16 protein-coding genes and 1 riboswitch are annotated in these 21853 nt (G+C 69.6%); of the genes, 9 read left to right on the top strand and 7 right to left on the bottom strand.

From position 1 onward, the window contains the following. On the top strand, positions 1–2456 hold a 2456-nt coding region (locus A7A76_RS23080; protein ID WP_428995224.1), incomplete at its 5' end, for a prolyl oligopeptidase family serine peptidase. Positions 2457–2551: 95 nt separating this feature from the next. On the opposite strand, the gene A7A76_RS23075 is transcribed toward A7A76_RS23080, so the two are convergent. From A7A76_RS23075 to A7A76_RS23065, 3 genes are all read right to left on the bottom strand, one after another. Beyond that, entirely contained in the window at positions 2552–3277 is a 726-nt protein-coding gene (locus tag A7A76_RS23075; protein WP_206413515.1) for a hypothetical protein, read from the bottom strand. Between the two features lie 243 nt (positions 3278–3520). After that, positions 3521–4630 (bottom strand): M35 family metallo-endopeptidase, encoded by a 1110-nt coding sequence (locus A7A76_RS23070; protein WP_206413514.1) that lies wholly within the window; start codon positions 4628–4630, stop codon positions 3521–3523. A gap of 38 nt (positions 4631–4668) precedes the next feature. Next, positions 4669–6027: a S8 family peptidase gene (locus A7A76_RS23065; RefSeq protein ID WP_206413513.1), complete on the bottom strand. Its 1359-nt coding sequence runs from the start codon at positions 6025–6027 to the stop codon at positions 4669–4671. Positions 6028–6379: 352 nt separating this feature from the next. Then, a riboswitch (cyclic di-GMP riboswitch) is annotated at positions 6380–6467 on the top strand. Positions 6468–6544: 77 nt separating this feature from the next. On the opposite strand from A7A76_RS23065, the gene A7A76_RS23060 reads away from it, so the two are divergent. From A7A76_RS23060 to A7A76_RS23050, 3 genes are all read left to right on the top strand, one after another. Continuing rightward, on the top strand, positions 6545–9013 hold the full coding sequence (locus A7A76_RS23060) for a hypothetical protein (protein ID WP_206413512.1): 2469 nt from the start codon (positions 6545–6547) through the stop codon (positions 9011–9013). 699 nt (positions 9014–9712) lie between these two features. Further along, complete coding sequence (locus tag A7A76_RS23055; protein ID WP_206413511.1) at positions 9713–10315, top strand: TetR/AcrR family transcriptional regulator; 603 nt, start codon at positions 9713–9715, stop codon at positions 10313–10315. Positions 10316–10429: 114 nt separating this feature from the next. Continuing rightward, complete coding sequence (locus A7A76_RS23050) at positions 10430–11464, top strand: NADP-dependent oxidoreductase (protein ID WP_206413510.1); 1035 nt, start codon at positions 10430–10432, stop codon at positions 11462–11464. A 45-nt stretch (positions 11465–11509) separates the two neighbouring features. Here the strand turns inward: A7A76_RS23050 and A7A76_RS26105 are convergent, their stop codons facing one another. Then, on the bottom strand, positions 11510–11893 hold the full coding sequence (locus A7A76_RS26105) for a DUF3955 domain-containing protein (RefSeq protein ID WP_206413509.1): 384 nt from the start codon (positions 11891–11893) through the stop codon (positions 11510–11512). Between the two features lie 2 nt (positions 11894–11895). After that, positions 11896–13443 (bottom strand): magnesium-protoporphyrin IX monomethyl ester anaerobic oxidative cyclase, encoded by a 1548-nt coding sequence (bchE, locus tag A7A76_RS23040; RefSeq protein ID WP_206413508.1) that lies wholly within the window; start codon positions 13441–13443, stop codon positions 11896–11898. A gap of 168 nt (positions 13444–13611) precedes the next feature. Between bchE and A7A76_RS23035 the strand changes: the two genes are divergently transcribed. Continuing rightward, positions 13612–14595, top strand: coding sequence for an XVIPCD domain-containing protein (locus tag A7A76_RS23035; RefSeq protein ID WP_206413507.1), 984 nt, complete (start codon positions 13612–13614; stop codon positions 14593–14595). A gap of 80 nt (positions 14596–14675) precedes the next feature. Here A7A76_RS23035 and metK read toward each other — a convergent pair whose 3' ends face one another. Beyond that, on the bottom strand, positions 14676–15899 hold the full coding sequence (gene metK / locus A7A76_RS23030; protein WP_206413506.1) for a methionine adenosyltransferase: 1224 nt from the start codon (positions 15897–15899) through the stop codon (positions 14676–14678). 337 nt (positions 15900–16236) lie between these two features. On the opposite strand from metK, the gene A7A76_RS23025 reads away from it, so the two are divergent. Continuing rightward, positions 16237–17970, top strand: a complete 1734-nt coding sequence (locus tag A7A76_RS23025) for a lysophospholipid acyltransferase family protein (protein ID WP_206413505.1) — start codon at positions 16237–16239, stop codon at positions 17968–17970. Between the two features lie 22 nt (positions 17971–17992). Then, a complete protein-coding gene (locus A7A76_RS23020; protein WP_206413504.1) occupies positions 17993–18826 on the top strand; it encodes a UDP-2,3-diacylglucosamine diphosphatase in 834 nt (277 codons plus the stop codon). A 195-nt stretch (positions 18827–19021) separates the two neighbouring features. Here the strand turns inward: A7A76_RS23020 and A7A76_RS23015 are convergent, their stop codons facing one another. Further along, on the bottom strand, positions 19022–19720 hold the full coding sequence (locus A7A76_RS23015; RefSeq protein WP_206413503.1) for an aspartate/glutamate racemase family protein: 699 nt from the start codon (positions 19718–19720) through the stop codon (positions 19022–19024). 137 nt (positions 19721–19857) lie between these two features. Here A7A76_RS23015 and A7A76_RS23010 point away from each other — a divergent pair, with 137 nt between their 5' ends. Together A7A76_RS23010 and A7A76_RS23005 are read left to right on the top strand one after the other, a co-directional pair. After that, positions 19858–20991 (top strand): metal-dependent hydrolase, encoded by a 1134-nt coding sequence (locus A7A76_RS23010; RefSeq protein ID WP_206413502.1) that lies wholly within the window; start codon positions 19858–19860, stop codon positions 20989–20991. Between the two features lie 118 nt (positions 20992–21109). Then, on the top strand, positions 21110–21598 hold the full coding sequence (locus tag A7A76_RS23005) for a PEGA domain-containing protein (protein ID WP_206413501.1): 489 nt from the start codon (positions 21110–21112) through the stop codon (positions 21596–21598). Positions 21599–21853 lie beyond the last annotated feature (255 nt).

Genomic DNA, 21853 nt, shown 5'->3' with positions numbered 1-21853 from the left:
CGGCCGCCTCGTCCGGCAAAGCCGCGGCCGCCGCGCCGGCCGCCGCCGCGAGCGCCTGGGGCGAGGGCTACCAACTGCCGCCCAAGCCGCTGCAGGCCATCGTCGATGCGCCGCGCCGGCCGCAACTGTCGCTGAGCCCGCGCCGCGACCTGATGGCGATGGTCAGCACGCCGTCGCTGCCGGGCATCGAGGTGGTCGCCCAGCCCGAGCTCAAGCTCGCCGGCCTGCGCATCCACCCGCGCGTGCGCGCGGCCAGCCGCTTCAGCTTCGGCAGCGGCCTGGAACTGCTGCAGATCGCCAGCGGCAAGACCGTGCGGATCGACGGCCTGCCGTCGCCGCTGTCGCTGGCGACGCTGCAGTGGTCGCCCGACCAGCGCTGGCTCGCGTTCAACCGCGTCGACGCCGCCAGCGGCGCCAACGAGCTGTGGCTGGTGGAACTGGAAACCCGGCGCGCGCGCAAGCTCGTCGCCAACCTCAATACCGTCGTCGGCCGCGGCTACGACTGGATGCCCGACAGCCGCCGCCTGCTGGTGCGGCTGCAGCCCGAAGGCCAGGGCGAGGCGCCGTCCGCGGTCGCCGTGCCCGCCGGTCCGGCGGTGCAGGAAACCCAGGCCGGCGGCGGCGTGCGCCAGCTGCGCACCTATCAGGACCTGCTGCGCAACGAGAGCGACGCGCGCCTGTTCGCCTATTACCTGCGCACGCAACTGGCGACGGTGGATCTCGCCGGCCAGACCGCCAGGCTCGGCGCGCCGGATCTGTTCATGGACGTGTCGGCCTCGCCCGACGGCCGCCATGTGCTGACCACGCGGCTGGAGCGGCCGTTCTCGTACCTGGTGCCGGCGTCGATGTTCGCGCGCCGGGTCGAGGTGCTCGACGCCGGCGGCCGTTTCGAATACGAGGTCGCGCGCCTGCCGCTGGTGGACGGCCTGCCGACCGGCAACGACGCGGTGCCGACCGGCCCGCGCGAGGTGCAGTGGCGTGCCGACGCGCCGGCCACGCTGGTGTGGGCCGAAGCGCAGGACGGCGGCGACCCGGCGCGCGCGGCCGAGATCCGCGACGCGGTGTTCATGCAGGCCGCGCCGTTCGACAAGCCGCCGCAGACGCTGGCGCGGCTGGCCGCGCGTTTCGAAGGCGCGCATTGGGGCAGCGGCGAGCTGGCGCTGATCGACGAGTTCTGGTGGAAGACCCGGCAGGTGCGGCAGTGGCGGATCGCGCCCGATCGCGGCGACCGCGCGCCCGAACTGCTGCGCGAAGGCAGCAGCGAGGACCGCTACAACGATCCGGGCGCGCCGATGACGGTGATCGACGCGGCCGGCGGCGAGCGCCTGCTGACCGGCGCTGACGGCAACAGCCTGTACTACATCGGCGACGGCGCGTCGGCCGAGGGCGATCGTCCGTTCCTCGACCGGCTGGACCTGTCCGACAAGCGCCGCACCCGCCTGTTCCAATCGCAGGCGCCGTACTTCGAGCGGCCGCTGGCGGTGCTCGACGACGCGGCCAAGGGCCTGCTGACCCTGCGCGAATCGCCGACCGAGCCGGCCAACCTGCAGCGGCGCGAACTCGGCGGCGACGCCGCGCCGGTGGCGTTGACCCACTTCCCGCACCCGACCCCGCAGTTGCGCGACATCAAGAAGGAGCTGATCCGCTACAAGCGCAACGACGGCGTCGAGCTCACCGCCAACCTGTACCTGCCGCCGGGCTACGACGCCAGACGCGACGGCCCGCTGCCGATGCTGATGTACGCCTATCCGGCCGAGTTCAAGAGCGCGGACGCGGCCAGCCAGGTGATCGGTTCGCCGTACGAGTTCAATGCGGTCAGCTACTGGGGCCCGCTGCCGTACCTGGCGATGGGCTATGCCGTGCTCGACAACCCGACCATGCCGATCGTCGGCGAGGGCGATCGCGAGCCCAACGACACCTACATCCAGCAGCTCACCGCCAGCGCCCAGGCGGCGGTGGACGAAGTGGTGCGGCGCGGCGTCGCCGACCGCAACCGCATCGCGATCAGCGGCCATTCCTACGGCGCCTTCATGACCGCCAACCTGCTCGCGCACACGCGCTTGTTCAAGGCCGGCATCGCCCGCAGCGGCGCGTACAACCGCACCTTGACGCCGTTCGGCTTCCAGGCCGAGGAGCGCAACTACTGGCAGGCGCAGCCGACCTACGAGGCGATGTCGCCGTTCAACTTCGCCGACAAGATCAAGGACCCGCTGCTGCTGATCCACGGCGAGCAGGACAACAACTCCGGCACCTTCCCGATCCAGAGCGAACGCATGTACGCGGCGATCAAGGGCCTGGGCGGCAAGGCGCGGCTGGTGATGCTGCCGAACGAAAGCCACGGCTACCGCGCGCGCGAGTCGATCCTGCACCTGCTGGCCGAGACCAACCGCTGGCTGGAGACCTACGTCAAGAACGCCAAGCCCGAAGCCGGGCAGGGGACCAAGGCGGCGAAGTAAGCGCGGCGCGTGTTTGCGTAAAAGAAAAACGCCGGCTCCTGGGCCGGCGTTTTTCGTTTCGTCATCGCGATGGCGCGCGGGCGCGCACGGCGGCGTCAGTGGTTCTTGCCGTTGCCGTGTCCCTTGCCGTTGCCGTGCCCGCCGCCGTTACCGTTGCCATGACCGCGGCCGTTGCCGCGTCCCGGGCCGTCGTCGTCGCGCCACGAGTCGCTGTATTGCTTCGGACCGCCGTGGCCTTTGTTCTTGCCGTTGCCGTGCCCGTTGCCATGGCCGTTGCTGTTGCCGTTACCGTGCCCCTTGCCGCGGCCCGGGCCATGCTCGGCCCAGTTCACCCGCACGCTCTGGTCGACGCGGATCGGATAGCCCCAATGATCGTAGGTCTGCACCGCGCCGCGCTTGAGCGCGTGGAACGCGGGCGAGCCGGGCTTGATGCCCATGCGCTGGGCCACCGCGCCCCAGCCCTGGCCGGGGTGGCGATCGTACTCGCGCACCACGTCCACGCAGGGGCGGCCGAGCGAGCGGGCCAGGGCGCAGGCGTAGTAGACATCGCCCGGCGCCCAGCGGCGGCGGTCGAGCAGTTCGTCGACCAGCGAGCGCGGCGCGCCGTAGTAGCCGGTCATTTCCTCGACGAAGGGATCGCGGTAGCGGCGGCCGTAGTCGTTGATCTCGCCCAGGCGGGTGTCGACCCAGACGTCGCCGGTGCGGATGTTGTAGCCGATGGTCTGGGCCTGGGCGGACGCGGCCAGGCTCAGGCCCAGCAGCAGGCCGTAGCCGATGCGCTTGAAATGGATTCGTGTCGGGTTGTGCGGGGCGTTGCGCATGGATGCACCTCGTCGTCGTGCGGTGGTGGCCGGGCGCCGCCGTGGGGGGCGGACGACGCCGTGCGCGGAGCATAGCGGCGCGCGGGGGCGAACGGGCGGTCGCGGCGCACACGATTGCGAGGGCGTTGCACTTCGTCCGCGCGAGGTGAGCGCGAGCCGGCCCGCGGCTGAACGCCGTAGCGCCCGCGGCCCGTAAACGGACAGGCCCGCGGTCGCCCGCGGGCCTGCCGTCGTGCCCGAGGCTCAGTTCTGCGCCGGGGTGTTTTCGGCGAAGTACTCGTGGCTGTCGGCGTTGTCGAGCGCGCTGGCCGGATCGGTCAGCGCGAGGTTCTTGGCGCCGGACTGGCCGTAGACGTGATCGTCGGTGCCGGCCACCACGGTGAAGTGGCTGGTTTCGTGGATCAGGGTGCCGGCCTTGGAGTCGGTGCCTGTCAACGGCGCGGTCCAGAAGGTCTTGCACACGAAGATCTCGTACGGCTGGTTCGGATACACGTAGGCGTAATAGCGCTGGTTGCAGCCGCAGTTCACCGTGATCTCGCCGTTGTTCTGGTCCAGCGCCGCGTCGATGGCGACGAAGTGTTGGCTGGCGGTGGCGTAGCGCTGCGAGGTGTAGGCGCCGAACCAGGTGGTGTAGCGCGGGCCGACGGTATCGGCGCCGAGGTAGCCCTTGGCGTTTTCCGCGTAGCCGCGCGCGGCGACCACTGCGCTGCCGATGCTGTCGATCTGGGTCGCGCTGCAGCCCTTGTACGACACGCCGTTGACCACGCTCGAGCCGGTGCCGCCGCCGCCGGGCTTGCCTTGGGCGGTGTTGCCGCCGCCCTTGGCGTTCACCCACAGGCTCAGCGGCGCGCTGCGCGCGACTTGCGGCAGGCCGTTGCCCTGGCGCAGCAGGCTGCCGTCGGACAGTGAGGCGAACTGCAGCGGCGAATCCAGGGCGACGGTGTATTGGCCGTCGCGCGAGAGATCGTAGGCCTGCGACAGATCGACCACGGCGCGCAGGGTTTCGCCGGCGCGTAGGATCGCGAAGTCCTCGGCCTGCGGCAGGCCGCGCTTGATCAGCGGGCCGGTGTACTGCACCGCTTCGCCGTCGCGGCTGATGCGGAACAGCTTGGCCCGGGTCAGTTCGGACGGCAGTTGCCACTGTGGCACGCGCGCGGTGTGGCGGCTGGTGTTGGTGACGCTGACTTCGACCTTGCCGCTGAAGGCGCCGGAGGTGTCGGCCACGGCCATCAGGCCGATGCGCAGCGGGCTGGGCTTGCCGGCGGCGCCGCCGGGCGCGGCGCCGACCGCGGCGATGGCGCCGCCGAGCAGGGCGGTGCAGGCGGCGACGGCGAATACGCTGGACGATTTCATGGCGGTGTTTTTCCTTGGAGTTCGTCGGTGGCCGCGGCTCAGAAGCCGGTGGCGTTGAGGCGGCCGCCGCTGACGGTCTTGCCGCTCAGCGAAGGGGTGGCGATGGCCGAGCTCAGGATCGCGGCCTTGATGTCGGCGGCGCTCGCGCCCGGATGCGAGGACGCGTACAGCGCCACCGCGCCGGTCACGTGCGGGGTCGCCATCGAGGTGCCGTTGTAGCTCGCGTAGCCCGGCACGACCTTGCCCTTGGACGAGACCGGCACGGTCGACCAGATGCCGTAGCCCGGCGCGCCGATGTCGATGGTGGTGGACCCGTAGCTGTAGATCTGCGAGCCGTCCGAACGCAGCGCGGTCACCGACAGCACGTTCGGGTTCGGGTACTCGGCCGGATAGCAATCGGAGGTTTCGCAATTGACTCCGGCATTGCCGGCGGCGACCACGAACAGGATGCCGGCGTCGTTGGCGCGGCCGATCGCGTCCTGCAGCGCCTGCGAGAACGGCCCGCCGCCCCAGGAATTGTTGGTGGCGACGATGTTGAGGCCGTGGCGCGACTTGAGGTCGTTGAAGTAGTCGATGGCCTTGATCGCGTCGGCGGTGGCGCCGCCGCGGCGGCCGAGGAACTTGCCGCTGATCAGCTTGATCCCGCTCCAGCACACGCCGGCCACGCCCTGGCCGTTGCCGCCGTGGCCGGCGATGGTGCCGGCCACGTGGGTGCCGTGATCGTCGCCGGCGCCGTCGAAGACCTGATTGTCGTTGCCGTCGAAATCCCAGCCGTGCACGTCGTCGATGTAGCCGTTGCCGTCGTTGTCGATGCCGTCGACCGGATCGTAGGGATTGGTCCACGCGTTCGCGGCCAGGTCCGGGTGGTCGTACATGAAGCCTTCGTCGATCACGCCGACCACGACGTTGCCGCAATCGGTGTGGCCGCCGGCCCAGGCCGCCGCAGCCTGCGAGCCGTAGGCGTTGGCCGGCGAGGAGGCCGTGCTGTACATGCCCCACAGCGAACCGTTGGCGTAGTAGGTGTCGTTGGACACGGCCTGATGCTGGTACTGCCAGTTCGGTTCGGCGTATTCGACGCTGGGATCGCGGCTGAGTTCGTACAGCGTCGCGGCCAGGTCGCGCCCGGCCGGCACGCGCATCAGCGCCAGTTCGCCCTTGCGCGCGTTGCCGCCGCGCACGGTGTCGATCTTCTCCAGGCCGAAGGCCTTGCCCGCGGCGCCTTGTTGCGCGGCGCTGGTGCCGTCGCGGTACTTGACCAGCAACTCGCCCGGCAGGTGGGCGCGGCCGGCCTTGAGCGCGGCCAGGGACAGGTCGGGACGGCCGCCGGCGAGGGCGGACGCGGACAGAACGGAGACGACCGCGCCGCACAAGGCGGCGACACGAAATGCGGACTTCATATGGCTGGCACCCTTCGGTGTTGGCTCGCGGCCCGAGCGGCCGCATGCACAAAATATTTGCCGAATCCGTCACGGACATTCCGCATTGCAGCATTCGCTGAATGGACTGAATAGGCGGATTTTTTCGCGATTTCAATCACATATCGATGCGCGGGGAACGCAGTAAGAGCGAACGGTCGTGCCGCGCCGATCGGCGGATCTGGTTGCGAAAATGCAACATGTTCGGCTGCGGCGGAGTTGTACGGCGAGCGTATAGTCCGCCTCGACAGCCGCCGGCATCCGATACCTGCCGAAGAACAAGAAGGCTGCCGCCGGGCGGCACGGGGAAGCCGCCCGGAACTCGTTCCCCAGGACTCGACAAAGGCACAACCGGCGAAAGCCGGCGTCGCAAAGCTCCCGGGTACCGGCGCCTGCTCCGCCGGCACGGCCGAGCTACCGAGCGAAAGCCCAAGGGGCGGCGTCCGCCGCTCCGCTGAAAGCGCAAGCGGCCCCCGCCGCCCCGCTCAGGAGTTCTGTCATGTCCCGTCACCGTAGCTGGCGTCCGCTGGTAGCAGCGGCGCTGCTGTTCGCATCGTCCGGGGCCTGGGCCGCCTCGGTGCTGCCGACCACGTATTCCGGCAACTTCACCAGCTGCAACGACCTTCCCGGCGTCGGCAACTGGCAGGGGCTGGGCTACAGCACCGGCAACCCGCCGGCCGAGGGCCAGAGTTACAACCTCGGCGTTCCCGGACAAACCATCACCTTCAACTACACTCCGCCCGGACAGATGCAGTACATCGGCTTCAACGCGACCATGCCGATGGACTACGTCGTGGTGAAGGGCGGCAACGCCTTCAACGTGTTCCATTACGTTCCCGGCGTCACCAGCGATACCAATCTGTACTCGCCCGACAATTCCAGCGGCGGTCCCGCCGCGGTCAGCCACGTCACCTTCTGCTTCGTTCCGCGTCCCACCGGCGAGAAGACCGCCGACACCAGTTGGAAGCGCTACACCGACTGGAGCATCGACAAGACCGCCTCGCCGACCCGGATCGTCATGCTCGACGGCGACAGCCATCAGGTCGATTACACCGTCGCCGCCAGCGCGCTGACCCGCCAGCTGTACCGCGTGTCCGGGACGATCACGGTGCGCGACCCGTTCGGCTACGGCTGGAGCGCGAGCGCGGTGGTCGACACCCTGCAGTTCAACAACGCGGCCAATCAGTTCACCTTGCAGTGGACCGCGCAGGGCGGCGACACCGACACGCTCAATTGCAGCAAGCCCGCGGCCAACGCGGACAAGGTGATCCTCAACTGCAGTTACGCGTTCGATCTGAGCAGCCTGAGCTTCCCGTTCCTGACCAGCGCCAGCGGCGGCGTCAACGCCGCGGGCATCACCGCGACCCGAAGCGGCCAGTCGTACACGTTCACCGCGACCGCGCCGTTCTCGATCTCGGCCAACCCGAACGAGAGCTACGGCGACACCTTGGCGATCGACGATTCGATGCTGCCGGGCAGCGTGGACCACAGCTTCGCGCTGGGGTCGGGGCCGTATGTGTGGACGTATCCGCGGCCCAATCCGCTGACCTGCAACGCCGATCAGGGCAACTCGACCAATACCGCCACCGGCACCTGGAGCACCGGCGCGAACACCAACGCCACGGCCGCCGACTCGGCCACGGTGCAGGTCGCGTGCCGCAAGCTCAGCGTGAGCAAGACCGCGCAGACCCGCTACGACCGCGATTACGCCTGGAGGCCGGACAAGCACGTGGTGGTGTCGCCGGCCGACGCCAAGGTCGCCGGCATGCACGGCTGTCTGCCCGATCCGATCGCCACCGGCGATTACGCGGGCAACTACCTGTGCGACGACGTCGACGTGACGCTCAACGCTGGCGGCAGCTACGAGACGGTCTATCGTCTCGCCGCCACCCGCACCACCGAGGCGGAGAGCAACTTCGCCGTCAGCGGCGACATCCAGGTCTCCTGGCCCGCCGACGTCAGCCCGGTGTTCAGCCCGTCCGCGCCGAGCGACACGCTGTCGTTCACCGGCGGCGGCACCCAGTCGATCGCGCCGACCTGCGACCCGCAGACCGCGACCTCGCTGCATTGCAGCTACAGCGCCGCGCTGAGCGGCAAGCTGGACGGCAGCAACCAGGCCACGATCCAGCGCGTGCTGCAGTGCTTTGATGCGCAGAACAACGCCAGCGCCTGCGGCTTCAAGAGCTACAGCTCCAACCAGGCCGCGGTGGCCTTCGGCGATCCGGCGGTTGAAACCGACCGCTGCGTGGCGTTGACCGATCTGTTCAACGGCACCGCCGGGCTCAACCTCGGCGCGGGCTTCGGCTGGACCGTGCAGCCGCTGTTGTGCGGCAGCTTCGCCCAGTTCGTCACCGGCGACATCGATCCCGATCCGGGCATCGTGCGCAGCCTCGACGTGGCCGCTGCCTGGCTGCCGCCGGCCAACACCGGCGCGGGCCTGAGCTGCGAGTTCATGGTGCCGAACGTGCTGACCTTGAATAGCGACAACGGCGCGAGCAAGAGCGACGAAGCGGTGCTGAGCGTGCACGTTCCGGAACTGTGCGCGAACAACGGCGGTTGCACCTACACCCAGGGGTATTGGAAGACCCACTCCAAGTACGGGCCGGCGCCTTACGACCCGACCTGGGCCAAGATCGGCGAAGACACGCTGTTCTTCAGCTCGGGCCAGACCTGGATTTCGGCGTTCCGCACCCCGCCGAAGGGAGGCAACGCGTATTACATCCTGGCGCACCAGTACATGGCCGCACGCTTGAACGTGGAGGCCGGCGCGACGACGCCTTCGCAGGTCGCCAGCGCCATCGCTCAGGCCACCGCATGGTTCACCGGCCGCAGCAGCGCCGCGCCGAAGGGCCCGGCGCGGGATACCGCGATCAACCTCGCCGGCATCCTGGGCGCTTACAACGAAGGCACGATCGGTCCGGGGCATTGCTCCACTTCGCCGGCCACGCTGGCGGCGGGCGCGGATTGATCGAACTGCGTTGCGATGGGCAACTCGGCTGTACCGCATCATCGGCGACCCCGGCTTCGGCCGGGGTCGCTGTTTGTGGCGCGCGCGCGGCGCGGCGGTTCGGCGATGGAAGCGTGGCGGTGGTCGTGAGAGGTTTTCGGGCGCTTGCGGGGCGCGACGAGGTTGCCTGCGGCCGGAGCGCATGCGTTCGATTGCGGCTTGCTTTCGCTCGAGGGTTCGCGAGAGCAAAAGCAAAATCAAAATGGGTTCCGGCTTTCGCCGGAATGACGGTTGGGAGGTCGCGTCTCCTGCACGGGACGAACGATTCCCCCTTGCCGTCATTCCGGCGAAAGCCGGAACCCATTTTGATCTTTGCCGTCGGCTCCTCGCTCTCAACGCCGTAACGAGTGCTGGAATGACGGCAAAGGACAAGTCGTTCCGCCCCGTGCAGGAGACACGACCTTCCAACCGTCATTCCGGCGAAAGCCGGAATCCATTTTGATCTTGGTGCCGGTTACTCGCTCTCGACGCGGCAACGAGCAAGCCGACACCGAGCGTCTCCTCCGCCAGCGGCCGCTCTGCCTCCCTGAAAGAAAACCGAGCCAGGCCACCGGCGCTCAGCCCCATACGCCCCGCCCCTCGAGAGCCCCGAACGCCGGGGACGCAACTCCTGAGCTTTGTCACTAGACGACCGGTCTAATGGCCCGTACAGTAGCGCCCATGAACACCGCCCCCGCCACCCACGACGTGCGCAAGCACATCCTCGACATCGCCTATCCGCTGATGCTGCGCAAGGGCTTCACCGGGGTCGGCCTGGCCGAAGTGCTGAGCGCGGCGCGGGTGCCGAAGGGCTCGTTCTACCACTACTTCGGCTCCAAGGAGGCCTTCGGCGAGGCCGTGCTGGAGGCCTATTTCGCCGACTATCTGGTCCACGTCGATGCGCTGATGGCGCAGCCCGGCAGCGGCGCGCAGCGCCTGATCGCCTACTTCGACGACTGGCGCGAAGCGCAGACCGGCTCCGACCCGGACGGCCGCTGCCTCGTGGTCAAGCTCGGCGCCGAAGTCTGCGACCTGTCCGAATCCATGCGCGCGGCGCTGGAGCGCGGCACCGGCGCGGTGATCGCCCGGCTGACGCAATGCATCGAACGCGGCCGCAGCGACGGTTCGCTGGCCGCCGCGCCCGACCCGCGGACCGCGGCGCAGACCCTCTACCAAAGCTGGATCGGCGCCAGCCTGCTGGCCAAGATCCAGCGCAGCAGCGCACCGATGGACCGCGCGATGAGCACGACCCGGCTGCTGCTGGGGCTGCCCGCGCAAGACTGAACCCCGAGGGCGGGCGCGCCCGGCGCGTCCGCCCTTTCTCTCGCCTCGTTACTAGACGACCGGTCTAATTGATCGGCCGAACCGACCACCCACCTCCACCAAGGAATCCGCCCCATGCCGCAGACCGCCGCCGTCAACCGCCGCTTCGTCCTCGCCGCCCACCCGCAAGGGTTGCCGACGCCGCAGGACCTGCGCCTGGAAACCACGGCCGTGCCCGAGCCCGGCGAAGGCCAGGTGCTGCTGCGCACGCTGTACCTCTCGCTGGATCCGTACATGCGCAACCTGATGGACGAAGTCGGCCCGGTCTACGCCAAGGCGGTGCCGCTGGGCGAGACCATGGTCGGCGGCACGGTCAACCGCGTGGTCGCCTCCAGGCATCCGGACTTCCAGGCCGGCGACCTCGTGCTCGGCAACGCCGGCTGGCAGGACTACGCGCTGTCCGACGGCAGCGACCTGATCGCGCTCGGCGACATGGCCGAACCCTCGCATGCGCTCGGTGGCCTGGGCATGCCGGGCTTCACCGCGCACCTGGGCCTGCTCGACATCGGCCAGCCCAAGCCGGGCGAAACGGTGGTGGTGGCCGCGGCCACCGGCGCGGTCGGCGCCGCGGTCGGGCAGATCGCCAGGCTGCGCGGCGCGCGCGTGGTCGGCATCGTCGGCGGCGAGGACAAGCGTCGCTACGCGCTCGACGAACTCGGCTTCGATGTCTGCCTGGACCGGCGCGATCCGGACTTCGCCCGGCAGCTGATCGATGCCTGCGCCGACGGCATCGACGTCTACTTCGAAAACGTCGGCGGCGAGGTGTTCGACGCGGTGCTGCCGCTGCTCAACATCGGCGCGCGCGTGCCGGTGTGCGGCATCATCGCCCACTACAACGACAAGGCCGCGCCGGCCGGCCCGGACCGGGTGCCGCAGCTGATGTCGGCGATCCTGCAAAAGCGCATCCGCGTGCAGGGCTTCATCATCCTCGACCACTACGGCGAGCGTTTCGATGCGTTCCGCCGCGAGATGGGCGCGTGGGTCGAGCGCGGCGAAGTGAAGCTGCGCGAGGACCGCGTCGACGGCCTGGAGAACGCGCCGCACGCCTTCATCGGCCTGCTGCAGGGCCGCAACTTCGGCAAGCTGGTGGTGCGCGTCGGCGAGGACTGAAATGGCCGGCCGGCGTCGCGTTCGCCGCAGCGCCGGCGCCTGGCTTCAGGCCCGGCGGCGACGCAGCGCGCGCACGCCGGCCGTCGCGGCGCAGACCGCGCCGACGAAAAAACTCAGATACCCCAGCGGAATCAGCGGGAAGGGCTCGTGCAGAAAACCTTCGGCGTCGATCTGGGCGCCGATGGCGCGATAGCCGGCCGCGCACGCGGCGGCCAGGACGAAACAAAGCAACGAGATACCCGGCAACGAGAAGAGGCGCGACATCAGGGGCCTGCGGGTCGCTTCGCAACGCCGTTCGCGGGAGTGCGGCGGGTCGTGGATCGCGACGGCGTCAGATTCGCGACGCTCGATGGGGCGGCGATGAAGCGAGTGTGAGCCCGATAACGGCGGTTCATCGGGGGCAATCCGCGCATTCTGCGAAGACGGCACACTTAAGATGCAAACGTTCGGATCTCGATGCGTTTTCGTTGCGGCTTGGCCAACGCGTTCTCGTGCTGCGACAACGAACGTCCCCAGAATTCCTCCACCGTCGGCCCGCGCCGCGTGCGCCCGCCCGCGAAGAAGAACTCGAACACCTCGCGCAGCCACACCCGCCGGCCCATCCGCACGTACCAGCGCATGCCCGCGAGCACCGCGCGGTCGGGATGCAGCAGGCTGCGGTAAAGCGCGCGCGGCCGCAGCTGCACGATCGCTTCGATCGCCTTGACCCACAACAGCACCCGCCACGGCGGCAGGCCGCTCGTCGCCAGCACTTGATGCTTGTAGTCCCACTTGCGCGCGTCGGTCTGGATCACCCGGCGTTCGGCGACGCTGTCGTAGTACGGCGTCCAGCGATGCGGAGTGACGTACAGCAACTGGATCTGATCCGGGTCGTAGCTGAGCAAGTGGCGCAGCGAATTCCAGTAATCGCGGTCGCCTTCCTCATCGAAGCCGACCACGTAGGTCGCCATCGAGATGATTCCGTGCTTGCGCAACAGACGGATGGCCTCGCGGTCTTCGTTGACGCTGGCGCCCTTGCGGATCTTGCTCAGCGTCGCCGCGGAATAGCTTTCGATCCCGAGCAGGAAGCGCACCACGCCTGCGCGTTTGTACAGATGCAGGATGTCGGCGTCGCGGACGATATCGCCGGCGCGGGTGGAACCGACCAAGGTCAGATCGACGTTCTCGGCGATCAACGCTTCCAGGAAGGCTTTCCAGGCCTTGCGCGAACCGGTCGGCAACTCGTCGGCGAAGTTGATCAGGCGCACGCCGTGCTCGCGATGCAGGCGCGCGAGCTCGCGCGCGAAGCGCACCGGGTCGCGGTGGCGCCAGCGGGTCCAGAAACCGCGCTGGCCGCAGTAGCTGCACAAATAAGGACAGCCGCGCGAGAACTGCACCACGACCGCCTTGAGGCCGCCCCAATAGGAGTAGCGGTCGTGATCGATCAGTTCCCAACCGACGCGGCATTCGTCCAGGTCTAGGATCATCTCGGCCTGGCCGGTCTCGACGATGCGGCCGTCGCCCAGGCGATACGCCAATCCCGGCACGCCCGCCAGATCCTCGCCGCGCGCGAGCGCTCGCGCCAGCCTCACCGCGGTGCGCTCTCCTTCGCCGCGTACGATGCAATCGATGGCCGGCTCGCGCTCGAGCACATCTTGCCAGTGATAGGTCGGGAACACGCCGCCGTAGACGATGCGCAGCTGCGGGCGTTCGCGCTTGAGCGACCGCGCGATCGAGGCGACGGTGGGATGCGCCGAGGTCGAGCCGGAGTGGCCGACCATCAACACGTCCGGCGCTTTCTCCAGTACCCGGCGCACGATCTCCGCGACCGCCAGCGGGCCGAATTCGGCGTCGAGCAATTCGACTTGGAAACCGGCGTCGAGCAACGGCCCGCCGAGGCTGAGCAAGCCCAGCGGCGGCAATTGCTCGCGCGGGATGCGGCTGCCGATCGCGGTGTGCGGCGGGTTCAGCAACAAGATGCGGAATGCGGATTCGTCCATGCGCCCCAGGTCGGTCGTGCGGTGACGGCAGGGTGGGGCGGACGGGTGTGCGGACGATGAGGCGGCGGTGAAGCGCGCGGCGCCGACGCGTGGAGGCCGCTCGAGCGGCCGTTTCGCGTCTTCACCGATGGTGCCCGATGCGGGCGATCAGCGATGAGGGAGACGGCGATGCCCGAGCGAGTGAAAGTCGGTCTGGACGAGTGGGTCGCGGCCGATGCCCGCCGCGTCGAATTGATGACGGACGGTCTCAGCGGTTGCGTGGCCGTGGGGCTGGCCGGCAACGGCAAGGTCAGCCTCGCTCACGTCTACTCCGAGTGCGACTCGGACAAGAAATGGGCCGATTACCTGCCGAAACTGGAATCCTCGCTGGAAGCCTCCGGCCTCGGCGACCTGCGCGGGAGCCGGGCGATATTGGTGTGCGCGCAAGGGCAGGGCACCGGCAAGTTCGCCAACGCCAGCAGCAGCGACGATCCGGCAGTCAAGGCCAGCCAGTTCTATCTGCCGGACAAGCTCAAGACCTGGCTGGAAAGCAAGGGCATGACGGTGGAGACCCGCCAGGACGCGGGTTGCACGATCAGCGCGGACGCCCACGGCGTGACCTGTTCCTTGAAGGCGCAGGGCGGTCCCGATGCCTACCGTTACCACTACAGCACCACCGCGGACGAGGTGCCGGGCGTCTCGACGCAAGTCCTTTCCCACAAGGGCGCGGCCGCGGGCGAGTCGCACACGCCGCCCGGCAACCGGCGGCTGTCGGATCGCGAACATCCGGCCAACGCCTTGTACGAACGCATCATCGACGCGATTCCGCGCGAGGCGGTCTACCTCAAATCGGGGCAGTCGGCGCGCGAATCCACGTCGGCGCAACTGGCGGCCGGCGCGTTGACCTTGGAGTGCCTGCGCCATGGCGTGGTCGATATCGACGGCGTCGTGGCCGGGGAGAATCCCGAGGGCGACGCGATGCTGTTCGCCTACAAAGGCACCCAGCCCGAGTCCATGCGCCACTTCGGCGTCAACATGGACGACGGCAGGGTGAGCGAGCGTTCGTTGGACAAGTACGGCGAGCTGGCGGCGAAACTGCACGAGACTCAGGTCGCGGCCGTGGAGCCCGCGACGCAGGTGCAGGCGCGCATCGCGAGCGCGCAGACGATGTGAGGCGGCCGCCGCCGCGTCCGCCGCGACAAACAAAAAGGGCCGCTTTCGCGGCCCTCTTCGCTTCACGCGATGACGCGGGCTTACTTCTTCAGCCCGGCGTCCTTGCGCAGATCCTCGGCCTTGTCGGTCTTTTCCCACGAGAAGGCGGTGGCGGTCTGCTTCTTGCCGGCGCCGTCGACGTAGCTGACTTCCTTCGGCTTGCGGCCGAAGTGGCCGTAGGCGGCGGTCAGCTGGTAGACCGGGTGGATCAGGTCGAGCATCTTGACGATGCCGTACGGGCGCAAGTCGAAGTGCTTGCGGATCAGCTTCTCGATCTTGTCGTCGCTGATCTTGCCGGTGCCGAAGGTGGTGACCGAGATCGAGGTCGGCTCGGCCACGCCGATGGCGTAGGAGACCTGCACTTCGCACTTGTCGGCCAGGCCGGCGGCGACGATGTTCTTGGCCACGTAGCGCGCGGCGTAGGCGGCCGAACGGTCGACCTTGGAAGGATCCTTGCCCGAGAACGCGCCGCCGCCGTGGCGGGCCATGCCGCCGTAGCTGTCGACGATGATCTTGCGGCCGGTCAGGCCGCAGTCGCCGACCGGGCCGCCGATCACGAAGATGCCGGTCGGGTTGATGTGGACCTTGTTCTTCGGCAGCTTCTCGAGCCACGCCTTCGGCAGCACCGGCTTGAGGATGTGCTCGTACACGCCCTCGACCAGGTCCTTCTGCTTGATGCCCGGATCGTGCTGGGTCGACAGCACCACGGCGTCGAGGCCGGCGACCTGGTGCTTGTCGTCGTAGCGCAGGGTGACCTGCGACTTCGCGTCCGGGCGCAGCCACGGCAGCTTGGAATTCTTCTGCTTGCGGACCTTGGCCTGCTGCTCGACCAGGCGGTGCGAGTAGTAGATCGGCGCCGGCATGAACTCCGGCGCTTCGTTGCAGGCGTAGCCGAACATCAGGCCCTGGTCGCCCGCGCCCTGTTCTTCCGGCTTCTTGCGGTCGACGCCGGCGGCGATGTCGGGCGACTGCTTGCCGAGCATGTTGATGATGGCGCAGGTGTGGCCGTCGAAGCCGACATTGGAGTTGTTGTAGCCGATGTCGTTGATGACCTTGCGCGCCAGCGCTTCGATGTCCACCCACGCGGTGGTGGTGACTTCGCCGGCGACGATGGCCGCGCCGGTCTTCACCAGCGTCTCGCAGGCCACGCGCGCGCGCTTGTCCTGGGCCAGGATCGCGTCGAGCACGGCGTCGGAGATCTGGTCGGCGATCTTGTCCGGATGGCCTTCGGAGACGGATTCGGAGGTGAACAGATAGCTGGACATCGAGGCAATATCCTTCGATTCGGATAGAAAGATGGCCGAGCATTGTACAGGCTCGGCCGCTTGCGCGCATTGTGCCTTCCCGAGGGGTTGTCTGGGCGTTAAGCGGCGCCTGAACGCTGGAGCGGGTCCAGACTTTGGGGGGAGGCCGCGGTCGGGGGCGCGTGGGAAGCTGCCGGCGCGCGCCAGGAGGGTACGCCGACGCTTCAGTCGCCCTCCCGAAGGCCGCGTTCCCGCCGGGTCAGGGCTGTCATCGCACTGTCCCGAAACCGCCATGCGGCTGTCGCTGCGCCGGCTCAGGCTGCGCGGCATACCGCCGCCCCTCGATGCGACGACACCGATGCTGCACTTCGAACGCCGACTGGAAGAACGCTTTCCGCACTGGTTCCGCGGACGCCGGGCCGCGCTGACCCGCCCCCTGATCCGAACCATCGGCCGCTGGTCGAAATTCGACCACATCGACCAATTCCTCGGCGAAACCCGCCACCTGCGCGATTTCGACTTCGTCACCGCCTCGCTGGATTTCGTCCAGGCGCGGTATCTGGTCGACCAGGCCGAGCTGCAGCGCATTCCGCGCAGCGGGCGCCTGCTGATCGTCGCCAACCATCCCTCCGGCGCGGTCGACGCGCTGGCCTTGCTCGATGCGGTCGGCCAGGTGCGGCGCGACGTGAAGATCGTCGCCAACGACCTGCTGCTGGCGCTGGACGGCCTGCAGGGCCTGCTGCTGCCGGTGCGCATCCTCGGCGGCCGGCCCAGCGCCGAGAGCCTGCACGCGATCGAAGCGGCGTTGAACGAAGAACAATGCGTGATCGTGTTCCCGGCCGGCGAAGTCGCCCGGCTGGGCCTGCGCGGGGTCACCGACGGGCGCTGGCAGCGCGGTTTCCTGCGCTTCGCCCGCAAGACCGACGCGCCGGTGCTGCCGGTGCGCATCGAGGCGCGCAATTCGGCGCTGTTCTATGGCGCCTCGGCCCTGTTCAAGCCGGCCGGCACCGCCTTGCTGGCGCGCGAGATGTTCGCCCGCCGCGCGCGCCGGATCGCGCTGCGCATCGGCCGGCCGCTGCAGCTGCCGGCGCAGGGCGAGGCCCAGCATCTGCTGCGCGAGATCCGTTCCGAGCTGTACGCGATCGGCACCGCGCGCGAGCGCGCCGCGCCGGTCGGGCCGGAGCCGTTGATCGATCCGGTCGATCCGCAGCAGGTCCGCGCCGGGATCGAGGCGATGGACTCGCTGGGCCGCACCACCGACGGCAAGCAGATTCGGGTCGGCACCCTGCGCCCGGGCTCGCCGCTGCTGCGCGAGATCGGCCGCCTGCGCGAATCGACCTTCCGCGCGGTCGGCGAAGGCACCGGCCAGCGCCTGGACGTGGACATCTACGACAGCTGGTACGAGCACATCGTGCTGTGGGACGAGGCCGAGGCGAAGATCGCCGGCGCCTACCGCATCGCGCGCGGCAGCCGGGTCATCGCCGAGCGCGGCCTGGCCGGGCTCTACACCGCGTCCTTGTTCCGCTACGCCGACGACATGGTGCCGCGGCTGGCGCAGGGCATGGAGCTCGGGCGCAGCTTCGTCGCGCCGGAATACTGGAACAGCCGCAGCATCGATTACCTGTGGCAGGGCATCGGCGCCTACCTGATCCGCAATCCCGGCGTGCGCTACCTGTTCGGCCCGGTCTCGATCAGCTCGGCGCTGCCGGCCGATGCGCGCGAGCAGATCGTCGCCTACTACGCGCGCTACTACGGCAATCTGGATTCCGACGCGTTCTCCAGGCAGCCGTTCGTGTACCGCGCCGCGCCGCCGCAGTTCGACGAACTCGACGCCGCCACCGCGTTCCGCGTGCTCAAGGACAACCTCGACGCGCTCGGCAGCGCCGTGCCGATGCTCTACAAGCAGTACACCGACCTGTGCGAACCGGGCGGCGCGCGCTTCCTCGCCTTCGGCGTGGACCCCGCCTTCAGCGACGCGGTCGACGGCCTGATCGAAGTCGACCTGCAGCAGCTGCGGCCGAAGAAGCGCGAGCGCTACCTCGGCGGCGCGCGCGCCGCCGCGCCGGCCCAGGCCCACGCGCCGGACACCTGACACCCGCCCACGAGACCGTGCCATGAGCCCCGCCTCGATCGTGCCGTTGCCGTTACGCCGCCGCGCCGTCTTCGTCTCCGACGTGCACCTGGGCTCCAAGCACTGCCACGCGGCGGAGTTCGCCGATTTCCTGCAGGCGCTGCGTTGCGACAAGCTCTATCTGGTCGGCGACATCGTCGACCTGTGGTGGATGGCGCAGCGCCGCGCGGCCTGGGGCTCGGCGCAGTATCGGGTGGTCGAGGCGCTGCACGCGCTGGCCCGCGCCGGCACCGAACTGATCTACGTGCCGGGCAACCACGACCGCTCGATCCGCCGCTTCTGCGGCCTGACGTTGCCGCGCATGCAGGTGCGCCGCCGCGCCATCCACCTCACCGCCGACGGCCGCCGCCTGCTGGTCACCCACGGCGACGATTACGACGCGGTCACCCAGTTCGGCGGTCTGCAGGAGAAGTTCGGCGACTGGCTGTACGACCGCATCCTGACCGGCAACAAGCTCACCAACCAGGTGCGGCGCCGGTTCGGCAAGCGCTACTGGTCGCTGGCGGACTTCCTCAAGCGCCAGAGCGGCGCGGCCGAGCGCTACATCTCGCGTTTCGTCCAGGCCGGGCTCGACGACGCGCGCAAGCGCGGGCTCGACGGCATCGTCTGCGGGCATATCCACCGCGCCTCGCTGTTCGAGCGCGAGGGCTGCGTCTACGCCAACGATGGCGATTGGGTGGAAAGCCTGACCGCGCTGGCCGAGGACGCCGACGGCACCTTGCGCCTGCTGACCCACACCGGCGAGACCCGCGCGGTGCTGCCGCCGCGCGCGCCCAGGGCGCTGCCGCGCGAGGTCGGGATGCCGCACGCGGCGTGAGGCGGGTCGGGCTTGCGGCGACGCACGAGGCCCGAGCAACAGCAAAATGGATTCCGGCTTTCGCCGGAATGACGGGTTTGAGGGGCCGCGTTCCCTCCCACTCCCGTCATTCCGGCGAAAGCCGGAATCCATTTTGATTTTGGCGCCGACCCCGCACCCGCTCCCGACAGCGCATCCGCCCCCCAGGCAGATGCGCTAACCCGCCACCGACGCCCGCAACGCCGCCCGCGCCAGCAACCGGGTCGAATCCAGCGTCGGCAGCGCCGAATTGCCGTCGTCGATGATCAGCGGAATCTCTGTGCAGCCCAGCACCACCGCGTCGCAGCCTTGCGCCTTGAGGTCTTCGATCACATCCTGGAAATAGGCGACGGTTTCCGGCTTGAACACGCCATAGACCAGTTCGTCCATGATCAGCCGCCCGATCCGCGCGCGCTGCTCGGCGCCGGGCCGCACGTAATCCAGCCCCAGCGCCGCGAGCTGGCGCGGATAGACCTCGCTCTCCACCAGCCACTGCGTGCCGGTCAGGCCGATCCGGCGCAAGCCGCGGGCGCGCGCCTCGGTCGCCACCACCTCGGCGATGTGCAGCCACGGCAGCGGCGAGCGCGGCCGCACGTAGTCCATCGCCTGGTGGATGGTGTTGTCCGGGCAGATCAGCAGCCGCGCGCCGGCGCGTTCGAGCTTGCGCGCCGAGGACAGCATCAGTTCGCCGACGCCGTCGAGGTCGCCGCGCTCCAGGCACGCGACGTAGTCGGCCAGCGAGTGGCCATGCAGCGCGATCTCGGGATGCGCGTGCGGGCCGAGCAGGGCCGCGGCTTCGGCGCAAACGGTTCGATAGCACAGCGCCGCGCCTTCCGAGGAACAGGCGACGATGCCGAGGGGCAGGGCAGGGGACATGCGGGCTCCGAACGGCGCGGCAGGCGCCGCCTGCCGGCAACATGCGTGCGCCGGCGCGGCCGCGCAAGTGCGCGCGCGCGGCGCCGGCAACGAAAAACAAACACCTTGCGCGCGCCGGCCCCGCTAGCATTCCGCTAATGGATTCCCTGACTCAAATCGTGCTCGGCGCCGCGCTGAGCGCCGCCATCGCTCCTGCCCGACACCGCCGCGCGGCCCTGCTGGCCGGCGCGGCGCTGGGCACCTTGCCGGACCTGGACGTCATCCCGGTCAACCTGCTCACCGACGACCCGGTCGCGCGCATGACCTGGCACCGCAGCCTCAGCCATTCGCTGCTGGTGCTGCCGTTCGTGGCCTGGGCGATCTGGGGCTGGTGCCGCGGCCACGGCGGGCGCGTGGCGCAATCGCCGAAACGCTGGTTCTGGGCGATGCAGGCCGCGCTGCTGACCCATCCGATCCTCGACGCCTTCACCGTCTACGGCACCCAGCTGTGGTGGCCGCTGCCGGCGCGGCCGACGATGTGGTCGAGCATCTTCATCATCGACCCGCTGTACACCGTGTGGCTGCTGATCGCCTGCGTCTGGGCCTGGTTCGCGCGCGCCTCGCGCAGCGCGCAGCCGGCGCTGGTGCTGGGCCTGGCCTTGAGCTCGCTGTACCTGGGCGGCTCGCTGTGGGCCAAGCAGCGGGTCGAGGCCGCCGCGCAGCCGGCGCTGGCCGCGCTGGGGCTGGAGAACGCGCCGCGCTTCTCGGTGCCGATGCCGTTCACCACCGCGCTGTGGCGGGTGGTGGCGATGACTCCGGACGGCTACGTCGAAGGCGAGCGCTCGCTGATCGCCGACCGCGCGCCGATGCACTTCCGCCTGTATCCCTCTGACGCGCTGGCCTATTCGCAGGTCAGCGGCTACCCGGCGGTGCACCGGCTGCAATGGTTCAACCACGGCTTCATGAAGGCCGAGGAGCGCGACGGCCGGCTGGTGCTGAGCGACCTGCGCATGGGCATGGAGCCGGACTACAACTTCCGCTTCGCGGTGGCGCGGCGCGAGGGCGAGCAATGGCGCGAGATCGCGCCGGAGCAATTGCGCTGGCCGTGGCAGGCGGCCGAGCGGCTGCCGGCGATGTGGCAGCGGATCTGGCGCGAACCGGCGCCGGTGCCGGTGGCGCAGACGGTCGCCGACGTGCGCCGGCTGCAGCGGGCCACGGCCTTGCGCGCGCGTGCCGACGAGCGCGGCAGCGCGGCCCTCGGCGCGCCGCGCGAGCCTGAACCGATGCGCTGAAGGCGCGCGCGATGCGGCGGGCGAGGACCGCCGGGCGATGCCGGCGGTCATGCAAATCTGCATAATCGGCCCGCCGCGGCCCCGGACGGCCGCGCTTTCGAACCCTCCGAGGTAGACCATGCCCCTGTCCCCGCGCCGGATCGCGCTCGCGGCCGTCGTCGTCCTCGCGCTCTGCCTCGGCGGCTGCGCCACCTTCATCCGCGGCTCGACCCAGTCGCTGACCATCGACAGCCTGCCCGGCGGCGCCACCGTGTCGCTGTCCAACGGCGAGCGCTGCGCCACGCCGTGCGTGCTCAAGCTCAAGCGCAAGCACCCGGTCGCGGTGGAGCTGTGCAAGCCCGGCTACCGCCAGGCCCAGACCCTGGTGCGCAGCGAACTGGGCAGCGCCGGCGCGGTGCGCATGGCCGGCAACGCGCTGATCGGCGGCCTGATCGGGGTCGGCGTGGACGCGGCCAGCGGCGCGGCCAAGGACCTCAGCCCGAACGTGCTGGCGGTGCTGCTGGTCGAGGAAACCCCCGGCTGCACCGCGCCGCGGTTTCCGGCGGTGCCCGAGGACGGGCAGACGCCGGAAGAGTACGCGCGGGCCAAGAAGAAGGCGGCGAAGTAAGTTCGCATCGCGGCCGCGGCCGCGGCCGCGCGGACAGACGGTGCGGCGCGGCATGAAGCGGGCGGCTGTGGCTTGATGCCGCGGCGGCTGGGGAGCCGCCGGGCCGCCTGGGTAAGGCCGGCAAGGTCGAGAACGCCGAGGCCAGGCAAGACGCGATGGCCGAAACCGCCGCCGCCGCGCCTGCGGCCGCAGGCGAAGGCCGATCGAGCCTGCGCGCGCCGGCTCGCCGCACGCCCCGGCCCGGGACGCCGCGCG

The sequence above is a fragment of the Lysobacter enzymogenes genome (assembly GCF_017168095.1).
GTDB classification, from domain to species: Bacteria; Pseudomonadota; Gammaproteobacteria; order Xanthomonadales; family Xanthomonadaceae; genus Lysobacter; species Lysobacter enzymogenes_D.
The sequence above is the reverse complement of the archived record's forward strand: the minus strand, read 5'-3'. Positions and strand labels throughout refer to the sequence as shown.

Coding starts and splice junctions, on each gene's coding strand:
- A7A76_RS23075 (WP_206413515.1), bottom strand. CDS start 3,277: ATGCGCAACGCCCCGCACAACCCGACACGAATCCATTTCAAGCGCATC.
- A7A76_RS23070 (WP_206413514.1), bottom strand. CDS start 4,630: ATGAAATCGTCCAGCGTATTCGCCGTCGCCGCCTGCACCGCCCTGCTC.
- A7A76_RS23065 (WP_206413513.1), bottom strand. CDS start 6,027: ATGAAGTCCGCATTTCGTGTCGCCGCCTTGTGCGGCGCGGTCGTCTCC.
- A7A76_RS23060 (WP_206413512.1), top strand. CDS start 6,545: ATGTCCCGTCACCGTAGCTGGCGTCCGCTGGTAGCAGCGGCGCTGCTG.
- A7A76_RS23055 (WP_206413511.1), top strand. CDS start 9,713: ATGAACACCGCCCCCGCCACCCACGACGTGCGCAAGCACATCCTCGAC.
- A7A76_RS23050 (WP_206413510.1), top strand. CDS start 10,430: ATGCCGCAGACCGCCGCCGTCAACCGCCGCTTCGTCCTCGCCGCCCAC.
- bchE (WP_206413508.1), bottom strand. CDS start 13,443: ATGGACGAATCCGCATTCCGCATCTTGTTGCTGAACCCGCCGCACACC.
- A7A76_RS23035 (WP_206413507.1), top strand. CDS start 13,612: ATGCCCGAGCGAGTGAAAGTCGGTCTGGACGAGTGGGTCGCGGCCGAT.
- metK (WP_206413506.1), bottom strand. CDS start 15,899: ATGTCCAGCTATCTGTTCACCTCCGAATCCGTCTCCGAAGGCCATCCG.
- A7A76_RS23025 (WP_206413505.1), top strand. CDS start 16,237: ATGCTGCACTTCGAACGCCGACTGGAAGAACGCTTTCCGCACTGGTTC.
- A7A76_RS23020 (WP_206413504.1), top strand. CDS start 17,993: ATGAGCCCCGCCTCGATCGTGCCGTTGCCGTTACGCCGCCGCGCCGTC.
- A7A76_RS23015 (WP_206413503.1), bottom strand. CDS start 19,720: ATGTCCCCTGCCCTGCCCCTCGGCATCGTCGCCTGTTCCTCGGAAGGC.
- A7A76_RS23010 (WP_206413502.1), top strand. CDS start 19,858: ATGGATTCCCTGACTCAAATCGTGCTCGGCGCCGCGCTGAGCGCCGCC.
- A7A76_RS23005 (WP_206413501.1), top strand. CDS start 21,110: ATGCCCCTGTCCCCGCGCCGGATCGCGCTCGCGGCCGTCGTCGTCCTC.